Origin of the sequence: Rhodopirellula sp. UBA1907, from assembly GCF_002337565.1 — a bacterium.
GTDB lineage: Bacteria > Planctomycetota > Planctomycetia > Pirellulales > Pirellulaceae > Rhodopirellula > Rhodopirellula europaea.
On sequence record NZ_DDGH01000039.1, the window covers coordinates 16,677 to 31,067 of the forward strand.

The window sequence follows — 14,391 nt, forward strand, 5'->3', positions numbered from 1 at the left end:
GGGTGCCGAGTACGTCGACATCGAAGCCGACGTCGCGGCTCAGATTCCTCGCTACGGCAACACCAAACGGATCATCAGCTACCACGACTTCAGTGGCACGCCGGAGAACTTGGACGAATTGCACGAGGCCATGGCCGCCGAAGACGCGGACATCGTCAAAATCGCGTGCATGGCGAATTCATTCTCGGACAACATCCGAATGATCAACCTGTGCAAGAACGCGAAAATTCCGACGATCGGAATTTGCATGGGCGAAATCGGCATGCTGACGCGAATTCTTGCCAACCGCGTCGGATCTCCGTTCACCTACGCAACGTTCAGTTCCGACAAAAAGCTTGCCCCCGGCCAGCTCAACTGGAAGGAAATGAACAGCGTTTATCACTACGAAACGATCAAGGAAGACACAGCGTTGTTCGGCGTGATCGCGGATCCGGTCGCCCACAGCCACAGCCCGTTGATCCACAACGCCGCGTTCGTCGATGCGGGACTGAACGCACGCTACCTTCCACTTCGCGTGCCGAAGGATGATCTACCATCTTTCATGAGGACCTGCAAAGAGCTGGGTATCCAAGGAATTAGCATCACAATTCCTCACAAGGAATCGGCGTTGCAGTACTGCACGCAAGCCGAATCCAGCTGCACGGGTATCGGCGCGATCAACACGATGATCTTCAACGGCGACGATCGCCTCGGCTACAACACCGACTATCGCGCCGCCATGGATTGCATCGAAGAATCGTTCAAAATTGAACGGGGAACCGAGAACTCGCTGCAAGGCAAGACGGCTTTGGTCCTCGGCGCCGGCGGCGTCTCGCGAGCCATCGCATGGGGTCTACGCCAACGCAAATGCGATGTCACTATCAGTTCGCGAACCCGCGAACGGGCCGAGATGTTGGCTGCTGACATCGGTTGTCGTGTGATCGACTGGGAAGAACGCCACGAGGCCAAGGTCCAGCTACTGATCAACGGGACGCCCATCGGTATGCACCCCGATGTCGACAATACCCCCTTCAATCAATCGGCACTCAATCAGTTCATGGTCGTGTTCGACACGGTCTACAACCCTGAAAACACCCTTCTGATCAAACAGGCGACGCAGAAACAATCACGTGTGATCACGGGCGTCGATATGTTTGTTCGCCAAGCGGCGTATCAGTACAAGCTGTTCACCGGACAAGAAGCGTCGATCGAGTTGATGCGAAAGAAGATCAAAGAGGCAACCAACCCAGTTCGTCTGAACTAGGACGGAAACGGCGTCGCTTGAATGCTCGACAGATGAGCATCTGATTCTTCAGATCGACAGCATTCGGTTGCGAGCCACGACGGGCCACTTCTCGATCGCTCGATGATCACGCACGCATTCCGCGTGCTGATGTAGTGCGACGGTCGGACAAACATGCACGGGAACTCCGTACAAAACGTCACCACAACGAAGCCGGCAGGGCAGCTTCGTTCTGAGAACCATGTGCTCTTCGTTGTGGCCAACCACCTCGTGATCGGCGTCGAAGTTCAGCCAACGCACGCGAGGCAGCGGCATTTCTGACGCGATCGACTTGTGTCCGAGATCCAAACAAACGTCGAACTCGGTCGGCCGACTGATCACGCGAGTCAAAACCACCGCGGCAGGTTCGAAGGGCATTGAGGGCGAAAAAGTAGGCTGGCCCGCATCCCACAATACGGTCGTTCCTGCACCGGTTTCAACTTTCACTTGTCGAGCACGCGCGTTCGCCTGCCAAAAAGCTGACGTGGGCGTTCCACCAGCAACCAAACTCAACCGATTGCCACTCGCTCGCTGGATCTCCTCAAACCAAATCCAGAATGGCTTCACGACCTCGTCGAATTGACGCCTCAATTTTTCCGAGTCGGTGTCGTGCAGATGACCGTCGTAAACATGGATCCCGGCCAACCGAAGGTGCTCGCTGGCTCGAATCGAGCAAACCAATTCAGTTGCAGCATCGCTAGGTGCGATGCCCGTCCGATGCATTCCGACATCAATGTCAATCCAAACGCTTCCCTGAGAACCGGCCGCTTGAAACGCTGATTCCAAGTTTGCCACAACCGATGGGTCATCCACGAGGCAGGAAAGCTGACAGCTCGGATACTGTTCGACCAGCTTCACGAACCGCCCAATGTTCGGCCCGACCGGCTGAGCCGCCAAAAGGACATCCGCCGCCCCAGTTTCCGCGGTCATCTCGGCTTCCGCGATCGTTGCGGATTTGAAACGAGTGATTCCCGACGCGATGCTCAACTCCACGATGGCGGGCATCTTATGGGTTTTGACATGCGGCCTCAGCTTGTCCGCCCCGCCCGCCATCTCAATCATCCGGCCCAAGTTGGCTTGAACTCGGTCGGCGTAAACCAACAATCCAGGCGAGAAAACCTGGTCAACATTGTTCACTTCGTACCAGGGGCTCGATTTGGTTGCCGTAGAAGTGCGGATTCGATCAGTCCAATGTTTCAAGTTCAACGGGCAAGACCAACTCGGTTCCCTGACGAATCACGGTCAAGTCGACAACATCGCCGCTTTCATAGTTCTCAAAAATCAGCGTCAGGTCCGAGGTCGATGCGACAGCCATATCGTCGACCGCGACAATGATATCACCCAGGACAATGTCTCCGAAACGAGTCCGACGGGTCGGACGCAATCCCGCTCGCTCAGCGTTGCCGCGCTCGGGCAAATCCAGGATCAAGACTCCGGGTGGAAGCTTGAACCGCTTGCTCATCGAATCGCTTGCAACCGTGATCGCGATTCCGGGACGAATGATACGCCCGTGTTCGATCAGTTCAGGCACGACCCAACGAACCGTATCAACGGGAATCGCGAATCCGATTCCTGCGTAGGCGCCGGACGGGCTGTAGATTGCGGTGTTCACACCAATCAATTGCCCCGATCGATCCAACAATGGTCCACCGCTGTTTCCGGGATTGATAGCGGCGTCGGTTTGAATCACATCTTTGATCGGCACGCCGGAGTCCGATTTGATTTCGCGACCGAGCGCGCTAATAACTCCCGTCGTAAGCGTTTGATCCAGCCCGAACGGATTGCCGATGGCGAGTGCCGTCCGACCAACTTCCAGGTCCGCCGACACACCTCGCGGTATCGGACGCAAACGTTCCGGTGGAGCGTCGATCAGCAGAACCGCCAAGTCTTTGTCGGGAGCGACACCGACTAGCTTCGCAGGAAAACTGGTTTGATCATCGAACGCGACCATCGCGACGTCTGCATTCTGAATGACGTGGTTATTGGTCACGATGTGTCCGGCTTTATCCCAAACAAACCCGGTCCCACTGCCTTGCGGAATCTCCTGCACATTCATGCTGAAGTAGTCGCGTGCGACCTTCGACGTCGTGATGTGAACGACGGATGGAGACGTGACGCGAAACAATTCGATCGTTCGCGTTTCTGAATCGGCCAGGTTGCCGGCAGAAGGAACATGCACAGGAATATCCTGTGCCGCATCTGGTTCCTCAACTACTTTCGAAGCCACCGCCGGTCGTTGAGTTTCGACCGCAGACGGAACCATCCGCTCAGCGTTGGAACGCCAGAACAAAAGGCCAGCCACCATGAACATCAGGCCCAGATTCATGACAGCCAAGACAACGATGGTGGATCGTTTCGAGGCCGACATCACGACGCGGTGAGACTCCAATCGCGACGTTGACGACTGCTAGGAATCCCCATTTTCTTGCGGTATTTCGTGACCGTCCGGCGAGCGACAGTCATACCAGCCTTCTTCAACTCGTCGACGAGATTCTCGTCACTGTAAGGTTTGCTCTTGTCTTCTTTATCGATCAGCTCTTGCAGTTTCAAGCGGATCGTGTCCCAAGCAACATCATCGCCGTCTTCGGTCTGAGTTCCACCGACGAAGAACCGACGCAACGGAAGAATCCCGCGAGGCGTCTGAATCCACTTGTCGTCCACCGCACGACTCACCGTCGTCACGTGGACACCGACCTTGTCCGCAATTTGTTGCATTTTCAGTGGCTCAATCGCTTCCGGACCTTCATCCAAGAACCGTTTTTGATGCGCGACGATTGCCTCGGATACCCGAGTCAAAGTACTTCGCCGCTGCTCGATCGAATCAATCAACCACTGCGCACCGTTGATTTTTTGCTTGATGAACTCCCGCTCCGCATCCGTGCAATCCGAAGCTTGCAATCGACGACGGTAGTACTCGCTGATGAACAACGTTGGCACACGATCATCGTCCAAGCGAACTCGGTACTCGCCCGATTCGTCCTGTTCCAAAATGATGTCCGGCGTCACGTTCGGAACATAGGTCTCCAAGAAAGCAGCACCAGGCTTCGGATTCAAGAGATGCAACTCTTCGCGAAGCTCTTGGATCAACTCGATTGAGAAACCGGTTTTCTTGCTGATCTGCGGAAGCCGGTTCTCTGCCAGATCATTGAGATGCGATCGAATCAAAGTCGACAGCTCATCGAAGTGCGCGACCGAAGGATCCAACTGCGATATCAAGCATTCACTCAGATCGCGAGCGGCGATACCACTTGGTTCCAATGACTGAACCACGGCCAACGCTTCTTCAGCCTTCTCGTAGTCTTCTTTCGAGTGTCCCGATGGCAACAGATCAGCCAACGGCATTCGCAGATAACCGCCATCGGAAGCGTTCAGCGTGCTGATGATGCGTTCGGCAATTTGCTCCACCTCATCATCAATGTCCATTTCCGCCAGCTGATGCAGCAGATAGTCATTCAACGACTCGGGTCGTGACTGAGCGTTGGCCATCATGTCGTGGCGACGGTCAGCGTCTTCGGACATGCGGTTCGCACTTTGACGAAACGAATCATCAAACGTGCTCGGCAAATCCGAGTCCATGTTCAGCAGACGCTCGAAGTCATCCTTGTTGTCGTGATCGTTGTCGACAACAAGTTCCTTTTCGTTCTCGCTGCGAGTGTCCTTGTCCGGGACCTCATCGTCGCCATCGTCCGGGTTCAATGGATCTCCGGTTTGTTGCTCCAGCAAAGGATTCTCGTTCATCTCCTGCTCGATGCGTTCCTGCAATGCCAACGTGGGCATCTGCAGGATTTCCATCGACTGGATCATCCGTGGAGCGAGTTTTTGTACTTGGCTTTGCCGGGCCTGAAGCCCCACTGACATCCGCATGAGAATCTTTTCTGAAATGCGTGACGTGAATCGAAGGGAAGGTCGCCACCTCAGCGAGAACCGAGTGAGCGAATTCGGTGCCAATTGATCACTGGCATGAGGATTATAACCGTTGCCTACCCGTCAACGCATCGGCAATTATCTCACGATTGGCATATTCCAGGACACTGCCCGATGTAATCCCACGAGCCAAACGAGTGATTTCCACCGGAAATTCCTGCATTAAGTTCGATAAATACAGCGAAGTGCCATCACCTTCGACCGTCGGATTGGTCGCCATGATGATCTCAGAAAAATTTCCGGTTCGCACCCGTTCCACGAGTGAATCGATGGTCAGTTGGTCGGGCGTGATCCCGTCGAGGGGTGCAATTCGACCGAGCAGAACGTGGTACAGACCGGAATAAACGCCCGAGGCATCGAGACTGAGCAGATCGCGGGGCTGTTCGACGACGCACAAGCGGGTTGCGTCCCGTTTTGGATCGGCACAAATCCGGCACAACTCCGTCTCGGACAGGTTGTAGCAAACCGAACAATAGCGAACGTCGGTGCGAACCCGACGAATAGCCGACGCCAGTGCTAACGCCTCATCCTCATGGACTCGCAACAAGTGAAACGCCAAACGCTCAGCACTCTTGCGACCGATCCCCGGAAGCTTGCTGAGTTGGTCGACTAGATCAGAGACCGCACCGGCATGTCCGCTCATCCATTGCCGCCCGTCAAACTCGACAGCAGCCCATCAACACCGGGCATATTCAAATCCATGTCCGACGCAAGTTGGCTGATCGCACTGGCGTACAGTTGCTTTGCAGCCGCGCCCGCCGCGTTGGTTGCGTCACGGATGGCATGCTGAAGGTCTTCGGGGGCAACCACTTCTCCGCCACCAACGCCCAAAATCTCCGGCGCAATTTCGACGGACTGAACTTCACCAATCCCATTCATGACAACTTCAACGTGATTGCACGATGAACTGGCCGAGACCCGCTCGCTCCGCATTTGCTCATTGAGCTCCTGCATCTTCTGCGGGATTTCTTGCAGCTTGCCAACCATCGATGCGATGTTGCCGAGATTGCCGAGGCCTTTGAACATGGGTCCAATCCAGTGGAACGAGAGTCAGGGATGACAAATGAAAGAGTATGAATAGAAGGACAATCGAATCGACCAGCCTCACCCGCGAGGAGTGTCGACTCGAACGATTTCTGCCCCCAGCAATTCCACGCAAGACTGAACCAACGGATTGGCTTGTATCTCACGCATTCGTTGCATTCGATTTTTGTTCTTCGGTTTCGCCGCAGCGACCGGTTCTATTTTTTTGACAGCGGTCGCCTCAAACTGCAAGGTAGCACGCCGGCCAGTCACCCGTGAAAGCGTACGGAGGATTTCCTCCTTGTGCTCGGGCATCTGGCAACGACTGAACGCCAGCCCAGAGTTGCCGGGAAAGATCAACCGGAGCACACCGGGTTCGGGTGAATCAACGCGTTCAGCGGCCTTTGCCAAAGTCGCCGTCATCGGATCCATCTCTTGTAAAACCTGAGACCAACTCGATATCGCTTCATCGCCCGAGATCACGGGATAACCGTCGGTGGATGTCGTTGATTCGGTCGCGGTGGCCGACTTTTCCGCGACCTCACTCTGCGGTGGTGTCGCGAAAGCAGCGGCAACGCCACTGGATGAAACCGCCTGCGATTGCGGTGCGGGCTGCGATGCTGGCGCCGCGGCGGGAACCGAATCGACGGTAGGAGAACCAGACGGAGCCGCTGCAGCGACCGAGGCGGTCGCACTCGTCGCGGCTCGATGATCCCCGGATGGTGCCGCTGGTGAGTCCACCCGAACCTTCGTGTCTGAACCGACGGCGGGCGAAGCTGAATTGGATGGGCCCGCAGATGGCGGCACTGCTGCCGAACTCGGTGTCGAGCTAGCTACCGCGGCTCGCTTTTTTTTTCGCCAGCTGATTTACCACCACCAGCTCCCGACGCTGCCGCGGTCAAATCGGAGATCGCTTGCAAATCGGGCAGATGGCAAACCTGAATGACGGTTGCTTCCAGCAAGACGCGGGCGTGAACGCTATGTCGGATCCGCACAAGCGTTTCGTCGACCAAGCCGACAATGGCGAGCACCGTTTGCAAACCCCAGCGTCCAGCCAGCTCGCCGAGCGAACCGTGCATCGATGCAGCCGCGTACCGCATCAGCGATGCTTCGCACCCGACGGCGACCGCCATCAAATCGCGGAAGTAGCCGAGCATCTGTTCCGCCAGACGCCCCGCGTCGACACCCGCTGCGATGGCTTCGTCAATTTGCGAGAGCGCCGCCGAGGCATTTCGATCAGCCATCGCCTCTGCCAATCGATGCAGTCGTTGATCGTCGGCCGTCCCCAACATCGTGTGGACATGGTCCGCCGTCAGATGACCATCGCTAAAACTCAGCACTTGCTCGAGCAGCGACTGGCTATCTCGCATCGACCCAGCAGCGCGACGCGCCAACAACTCCAACGCTTCGTCTTCGACGGTGTTGTCTTCGGCTTCAACAATTTCTCGCAAACGCTGCACGATCTTGTCGCTTTCGACCGGAGCGAAATCGAATCGTTGGCAACGGCTGAGCACGGTGATCGGAATCTTTTCCGGATCCGTCGTGCAAAAGATAAACTTGACGTGCTCGGGTGGTTCTTCGAGCGTCTTCAGGAGCGCGTTGAACGCGGCTCCCGTCAGCATGTGAACCTCGTCGATGATGTAGATCTTGTATCGCGATCGACTGGGGCGCACACCAACGTTGGCTCGCAACGATCGAATCTCATCGATACCGCGATTGCTGGCACCGTCGATTTCGATCACATCGACGTCTTCTCCGGAATCGATCGCCTGAGCGACGTCGCTTTCATTGTCCGGATTCGCGGTCGGACCATCGGGGTGATTCAGAGCTTTGGCAAAGATCCGAGCCGTGCTGGTCTTGCCGACTCCGCGAGCCCCCGTGAACAGGTAGGCATGCCCCACTCGAGAAGTTTCGATAGCGCCCTGCAAAGCACGGGCGACGTGATCCTGGCCAACAAGTTGCGTGAAGTCCCGTGGCCGATATCGTCTCGCGACAACGACGTAAGAACCGTTGTCCGCAGATTGATCGTCGCTCACAGATTCACGTGAAGTCGTAGAAACGGGCAGGAAAACGGCTGGCAATTGCGTCTGCTCGGTGGCGGCAACCCTCACACAAAGTTACACCGCTTATGGCTGCTCCAGTTAAGGCCTGACCAGGTTCACGACTCACAGTCGCAAGGGTCGCCACCATCGAGCAGATCGCAGCTTCCAGTGTAAGACAAGCATCGGATTTGCGAAACCCTTCCCGAACTCAGTTTGAGGAAGTTGCTGCGTGATTCGCTTCATCGCATCGATCGCAGTTTTCGGTTACTCTGAACAGCAGCGGTGGCCGCAATCGGCGATGCTCTGGCCCAGTCTATTCTGCAAACGATTCGTCTATGAATCTCGCGAAATGCTGTTGCTGGAGCGAAATAAGAGCCCACTCGGGTGAATCTTGTCGGGAATGAAACAGATGGAAAACGGGTTCGAATCCCAAACAGAAATCACCTCCGACCCCATCGACGAGATTGAGTTGGAACCAAGCTGGAACGCTTGGCAATCACTCCCGGAAAGATGGCAGCAGAACCACGGGTCGCTGCTAATGGCGTTCGCGACACTCGTTTTCCTGACCGGAATCGGAGTCCTCACCTACCGGCAAAACCGATTCCGCCCACCAGCTTTTCCCGATGCGTCCAGCATCAACCCTCCCAACAACGAACAGTTGACCGCCCTGGATCTTGCCAGTGGCGAAGTGTCTCTCCAAGCAGCAAACGGCTCGGCCGACCAAGTCATGATTCGCGTGATCGGTGCGATCCCAGGTGACGCATTGGTTTGGCTGGCGATCTACAACGCGGAGACGTCATTCAACGACCCGGAAAATGCCTTGGTTGCCGCTCAAGTTCCCGTTCAGCCAAACGGAGTGGCCGCTTGCACGATCCCCATCGAGCAACTGCCGACACGATTCGCCATCGCGGCGTTTCATGACACGGACAACGACGGTGCATTGTCACGGAACCAATTCGGCATCCCCGCCGAACGATACGGATTCAGCAACGACGCACGTGGCAAGTTCGGACCGCCCGCATTTGAAGAGGCCGTGATCGATCGACCCGCGAATGGCGAAACGCCAATCGAGATTCAAATCTACTGAACGATGCCTTCGGCAAACGTATGTTGCCGAAACGATCGTCGAATTATCCGGCATCCTTCTCTAGGTGGCTTCAGCAACCAACGGTGGTCGCCTTCGTTTGAGCTGGGACGCTAGTAAGAAAATCAGCAACCCAGTCCATACGAACACAAAACCAATCTTTCGTGGCAAGTCGAGCGTCTCGCCAAACAAGACATAGCCAACCAAGAACTGCAACGTCGGACCGATGTATTGGAGGATCCCCATCAGCGACAAATCCACTCGCTGAACTGCCGCCGCGAAAAACGCCAGCGGTGCGATGGTGATCACCCCAGCACCAAGTAGCATTCCAAATTCGGTCGTGGTGCCGGTTTGCATGGTGGACACACCGTCCGCCAAACGCATTCCCAAGTAAATCGCTGCCGGAACCACAAGCAGCGTGACCTCCAACATCAAACCGAGCAGCACTGGCAGCGAGGCTTTCTTCTTGACCAGCCCGTAGATCGCAAACGAACTCGCCATCGCCATCGAAACCCACGGCAAACCTCCGTTGCCAACCGCCATCACGGATACACCAACTGCTGCGAACCCGACCGCCATCCACTGCGGCCATCGAAGGCGTTCGCCCAAGACAACGACTCCCAACACCACGTTGAGCAATGGGTTGATGTAGTATCCCAGCGATGCTTCCAGAACCCGATTGTTGTTGACCGCCCATATGAAAGCCAGCCAATTGATCGCGATCATCACAGCCGCGATGAAGTAAACCGCCCAAACCTTTCGACTGCGCAGTTGTTGGTAGACGGCCTGAAATCCGCCCCAGCGGCCACGCCACAGCATCACGGGCAGAATCAATCCCAGCGTGACAAACGACCATACAATCCGATGGCAAACCAATTCCATCGAGTCGGCATTGCCAATTTGTCGCCAGTAGATCGGGAACAGCCCCCACATCGTGTGAGCCAACAAGGCGCACACCAATCCGATCTTAAGCTCACCGCTATGCGAATGCTTCGTTGGCTCAGCCACCGGCGTGGCTTACGTTGGAACTCGCTTCACTCGTGACACTGTTTGCATCCAACGTTTCGCAAATTGACTGAGCCAATTGCTTGACGTGCGGATCCTGCACCATGCTGTGGTGATGACCAGGCGTCGAGATCACATCAACACCTTCGGACAAATGTGACCATCCTCGATCGGAACTGCCTTCGGTTTCAAACGGCACGTCAGTTGGCCGGAACAGAACGATCCGCGTCTCGATGGGTTGCATCTTGTACTGCGTGGTTAATTTCAGATGGTGGTGGAACAGCGTCTTCAAGTCGTCAATCGCCCGAGCAGCCACATCGGCGGGTGTGTTTTGGTCAAGCACGCCCAGCTTCTCCGCATGTTGCCACAAGAAAGGCAATTGCTCTTCGCTCGGTAGTTGCAGCAATTCATCCAACGACAAATCGATGCCGTATTCCAATCCCACGTTGGCTTGGTCTTCGGCGGGAACCAAATCGCTGGCCCCGCTTGGAATGGACGAATCCAGCAGGATCAGCCCCTCGACCTCGTGTCCATCGGCGATCAGTTGTTGCGCAACTTCCATGGCAATGACTCCGCCGACCGACCATCCGCCAATCACATACGGACCTTCTGGTCGAACCGAGCGAATCGCCTCGACATATTCAGCCGCCATGGCCTGCATCGTCGATGGCAATTCCTCTTTTCCATGCAATCCCCTCGCACGAATCGCGTACATCGGCTGGTCGTCCGGCAGATGCGCCGCCAGCTCTCGGTAGCAAACAACGATACCGCCAGGTGGGTGGACCATGAACAACGGAGTCCGGTCGCCAGTCACCTTGAGCGGAGCCAGCAATTCGTTCAGTCCATTGTTTCGCAGATTGGATTCGTCCGCATAGAAGTCCACCGACGCCAGTCCAAATCGCCGCGACAATTCGTTTGGATAGAGCGACGCCAATCGCCCTGCCATGGCAGAAATATCGGCGAGATCAAACAACAACGAAGATGGAACATCAACGCCCAAGTCTTCGCTCAACCGGTTCGTCAGCATCGCGGCCTGAAGCGAGCTGCCTCCGAATTCAAAGAAGCTTTGATTGATCCCAATCGAGTGCACTCCCAAAACGTCGGTCCAACGATCCGCGAGGTGTTGTTCCAATTCAGTGCGTGGAGGCTGATGAACCGACAGATCAGATGCATCCGGTGCAAAGTCGGGCAGGGCATTCAAATCGACTTTGCCGCTCGCCGTCATCACAAACGAGTCGACTTGCTGCATGTGCGCTGGTCGCTTGTAAGGCGGCAAGTGCTCGGCCACATGATGCTGCAAAGACAGCACCACATCATTCCAATTGGCCTGATGAACCACCGCGCCGTTGACATTTGAGTTCGCTACGCCATCGCCCGAATCTAACTCAACGAACGCAATCAATTTCGTCGCCGCGGAATCGCCAATTTGGCGGGGCACCACGGCTGCCTGTGCGACCGCAGGATGATCCCGCAGAACGGTTTCGATCTCGGTCGGCTCAATGCGATAACCACCGACTTTGATCTGCCGATCCATGCGTCCCAGCACTTCGACCAATCCGTCCACTCTTCGGCGTCCTTGATCGCCGGTCAAATAAGCTCGTCGTCCATCGGGAAGGTTCACGAACCGTTGTTTGGTCAACGATTCATCGCCGAGATAACCATCCGCCAACCCGTCTCCAACCAAAGCAATTTCACCGGCAAAGGTGGGTGGAACTTCCAAATGGTTTGCATCCACCACAACCACATCGGTGTGATCGGCTGGTAAACCAACCGGGATGCGACGATTCGAATGCACGTCGCTGATGCGATACGCAGTCGCTTCCACCGCAGCTTCGGTCGGGCCGTAGCAGTTCCAAATTTGAGCTTCGCTGCTTCGACGAATCAATCGCGGCAAACTCTCGGGCATCGACTCGCCACCGATCCACACATGGCGTAGCGAATGGCAGTGAGCGAACTTGCGATGCGATGCAATCAGATCAATCCAAGAAGGCACGCCGACCAGAACCGTCACCTCATCGCGAATGATTTGCTCCACAACGGAATCAATGTCTGCCACGTGTTCCGCACTGGGCCAAATCACTTCGGCACTTTGCGAGTAGGCAAACAAGGTCATCCCCAGCCCCGCATCGAACTGATGCGACAATGGCATCAACATTTTGTCAGCGGAATTCAACGGCGTGATCCGACTTCGCCAACGCAGGGTATTCGCAATCGCTCCGTGCGAAACGATCACGCCCTTTGGCACTCCAGTCGTGCCCGACGTGTAGATCACGTAGGCAGCATCCTCGCTTGAGACCTTCGTTGACTTCGCATTTCCGTTGGCCGAGGACTTGCCATTCCCGTTGGACGCACCATTTTGCGATCCCGTGAGCTGATCCCAAGTCAAGCTCTCAACCCCCGGAATCGCTTTGCCGCCGGCTTCATCCACCAGGATTGTCTTGGCGTTTGTTTGCTTGAGCACCATGTCAAGCAACACAGACGGACGAGTCGAATCCAGTGGCACTGGAACCGCACCAATTTGCTGCAACGACAAGATCAAATCCATCGCCCGCTTGCCAGGTTTGGCAAGCACAGGAACAAAATCGCCAAGCCCAACATGATGCGAACGCAAACGGCGAGCAATCAACTCTCGCGTCGCGATTGATCCTGGAACAACCGGTTCGATGGAGCAAGAAAGCGAAGGGCTGGCCGGCTTCAACTTCGGTGAACGGAACAAACGATTGAAAGATCGGCGTCCATTGCTACCCGCTGGCGCTCTTTCGCAAGAACCTGATGCCGTCGACTGCTCAGTCCGATTGGCGGCCTCGGCGATCAGTCCGTTCAGTGTCTTCGGCTCATCCGTCGCCGCACCATTTCGCGATAGCTTCGAATTGGCATCGGGTCTCGCGGAGGCTTTGACGGCTGCAATCGTCTCGATCGGTGCATCGGGGTTGGCAACCAATTTCCCGAGCAACGAGACGAATTGATCCGCCATCGCTCGCATCGTGTCGGCTTCGTACAGATCCTCGCAATAAACAATCATTCCGCCGAGATGGTTGCCTGTCATCTCGAAGATGAATTCCAAATCGTAGTGACAAGTTTGGTGCGGTACCGGAAAACTTTCCTGCCTCAATCCTCCAATTTCTTTGACCTCGGTCGCGGATGGGAACAAGTAACCGGCTCGTCCCTCCTCTTCCCGGACGTGAGCTTTCTCAAACGTGCAAGAAACCTGGATCAGAGGACTGCGTCCCGTGTCGCGAGGTGGATCCACGTCCCGAACGATTTGTGCAAATGGATACTCCTCATGTTGCATCGAATCGACTAAACGATCGCCAGCGCGACGCACCAGATCAACAAACGTCGGGTTGCCAGAAACATCCGCGACCAACGGCAGCATGTTCACAAAGAACCCAACCGTGTCTTCCAGATCCGAATAGGTTCGACCCGCAAACGGACTGCCGATAACGAACTTGTCTTGGCCGCTTGCTCGCTTCAGCATGACTTGAAGGGCCGCCATCACCACTGATGAGGATGTCACCTGAGCCTGCTTGGCGACCCGATTGATTGCTGCACCAACCTCTTCGGAACATTCGATCCCAACCACTTTCGCGGATTGGGTGAATGTCGTCGGACGGATGCGGTCAGTGGGAATCTCCAATACTTTCGGGACGTCGGCCAGCGTGGTCGTCCAGTATTCCTTCAACGACTGACCTCGCGGCGAATTCAGCAAATGACGCTGTCGCAACACCAGTTCGAAGTAGTCCTTCTCTGGTGGAATGATGGCCGGCGAATCTCCCACCAAATACTGTGGGTAGAACTGTTTGATCTCACCAAGAATCAAGATCAGCGACCAGAAGTCGACAACGATGTGATGCGTGGTCGCAACCACCACCCAGTCGTCTTCTGCCAATCGAAACACTCGGATTCGCATCATCGGTCCATTCTGCAAATCGAATGGACGTTGAGTTTCCGCAATCACTGATTGAAGCAGTTCGTCTTCCGTGTGCATGCGACCGTTCGACGTCGACCAGTCCTCAACGACAAACTCAGGTTTCAATTCGTCGTGAACGATC

At 55.7% G+C, this 14,391-nt stretch carries 11 protein-coding genes and 1 other RNA gene; 2 read left to right on the plus strand and 10 right to left on the minus strand.

The window, feature by feature from the left end; all coding sequences use genetic code 11:
- On the plus strand, nt 1–1,243 hold a 1,243-nt coding region (aroE, locus tag B2R17_RS08715), incomplete at its 5' end, for a shikimate dehydrogenase (protein ID WP_286763682.1).
- A 48-nt stretch (nt 1,244–1,291) separates the two neighbouring features.
- On the opposite strand, the gene B2R17_RS08720 is transcribed toward aroE, so the two are convergent.
- From B2R17_RS08720 to ffs, 8 genes are all read right to left on the minus strand, one after another.
- Nucleotides 1,292–2,398, minus strand: a complete 1,107-nt coding sequence (locus B2R17_RS08720) for a D-TA family PLP-dependent enzyme (RefSeq protein ID WP_286763683.1) — start codon at nt 2,396–2,398, stop codon at nt 1,292–1,294.
- 46 nt (nt 2,399–2,444) lie between these two features.
- Nucleotides 2,445–3,440 carry a S1C family serine protease gene (locus B2R17_RS08725; protein ID WP_286763684.1) on the minus strand — a complete coding sequence of 332 codons (996 nt, stop codon included), beginning with the start codon at nt 3,438–3,440 and terminating at the stop codon, nt 2,445–2,447.
- A 188-nt stretch (nt 3,441–3,628) separates the two neighbouring features.
- Nucleotides 3,629–5,125 carry an RNA polymerase factor sigma-54 gene (gene rpoN, locus B2R17_RS08730; RefSeq protein ID WP_286763685.1) on the minus strand — a complete coding sequence of 499 codons (1,497 nt, stop codon included), beginning with the start codon at nt 5,123–5,125 and terminating at the stop codon, nt 3,629–3,631.
- A 103-nt stretch (nt 5,126–5,228) separates the two neighbouring features.
- Nucleotides 5,229–5,828, minus strand: coding sequence for a recombination mediator RecR (gene recR / locus B2R17_RS08735; protein ID WP_274407720.1), 600 nt, complete (start codon nt 5,826–5,828; stop codon nt 5,229–5,231).
- Complete coding sequence (locus B2R17_RS08740) at nt 5,825–6,211, minus strand: YbaB/EbfC family nucleoid-associated protein (RefSeq protein ID WP_007327784.1); 387 nt, start codon at nt 6,209–6,211, stop codon at nt 5,825–5,827. Before B2R17_RS08740 ends, recR begins: the two co-directional genes overlap by 4 nt.
- A 78-nt stretch (nt 6,212–6,289) precedes the next feature.
- Nucleotides 6,290–6,949: a DNA polymerase III subunit gamma/tau gene (locus tag B2R17_RS08745; RefSeq protein ID WP_286763686.1), complete on the minus strand. Its 660-nt coding sequence runs from the start codon at nt 6,947–6,949 to the stop codon at nt 6,290–6,292.
- 92 nt (nt 6,950–7,041) lie between these two features.
- Nucleotides 7,042–8,244 carry a DNA polymerase III subunit gamma/tau gene (gene dnaX / locus B2R17_RS08750; RefSeq protein ID WP_236615518.1) on the minus strand — a complete coding sequence of 401 codons (1,203 nt, stop codon included), beginning with the start codon at nt 8,242–8,244 and terminating at the stop codon, nt 7,042–7,044.
- Nucleotides 8,245–8,301: 57 nt separating this feature from the next.
- Nucleotides 8,302–8,396, minus strand: an RNA gene (ffs, locus tag B2R17_RS08755) — signal recognition particle sRNA small type.
- A gap of 263 nt (nt 8,397–8,659) precedes the next feature.
- On the opposite strand from ffs, the gene B2R17_RS08760 reads away from it, so the two are divergent.
- Entirely contained in the window at nt 8,660–9,337 is a 678-nt protein-coding gene (locus B2R17_RS08760; protein WP_236615517.1) for a DUF2141 domain-containing protein, read from the plus strand.
- 60 nt (nt 9,338–9,397) lie between these two features.
- Here B2R17_RS08760 and rarD read toward each other — a convergent pair whose 3' ends face one another.
- Nucleotides 9,398–10,342: an EamA family transporter RarD gene (gene rarD / locus B2R17_RS08765; RefSeq protein WP_008664443.1), complete on the minus strand. Its 945-nt coding sequence runs from the start codon at nt 10,340–10,342 to the stop codon at nt 9,398–9,400.
- Entirely contained in the window at nt 10,335–14,375 is a 4,041-nt protein-coding gene (locus tag B2R17_RS08770) for a non-ribosomal peptide synthetase (RefSeq protein ID WP_286763691.1), read from the minus strand. Before B2R17_RS08770 ends, rarD begins: the two co-directional genes overlap by 8 nt.
- Between the last annotated feature and the right edge of the window lie 16 nt (nt 14,376–14,391).

Bases quoted from the DNA above. Each gene is read 5' to 3' on its own strand.
- rpoN (WP_286763685.1), bottom strand. From the start codon at position 5,125: ATGCGGATGTCAGTGGGGCTTCAGGCCCGGCAAAGCCAAGTACAAAAA.
- B2R17_RS08760 (WP_236615517.1), top strand. From the start codon at position 8,660: ATGGAAAACGGGTTCGAATCCCAAACAGAAATCACCTCCGACCCCATC.
- recR (WP_274407720.1), bottom strand. From the start codon at position 5,828: ATGAGCGGACATGCCGGTGCGGTCTCTGATCTAGTCGACCAACTCAGC.
- B2R17_RS08740 (WP_007327784.1), bottom strand. From the start codon at position 6,211: ATGTTCAAAGGCCTCGGCAATCTCGGCAACATCGCATCGATGGTTGGC.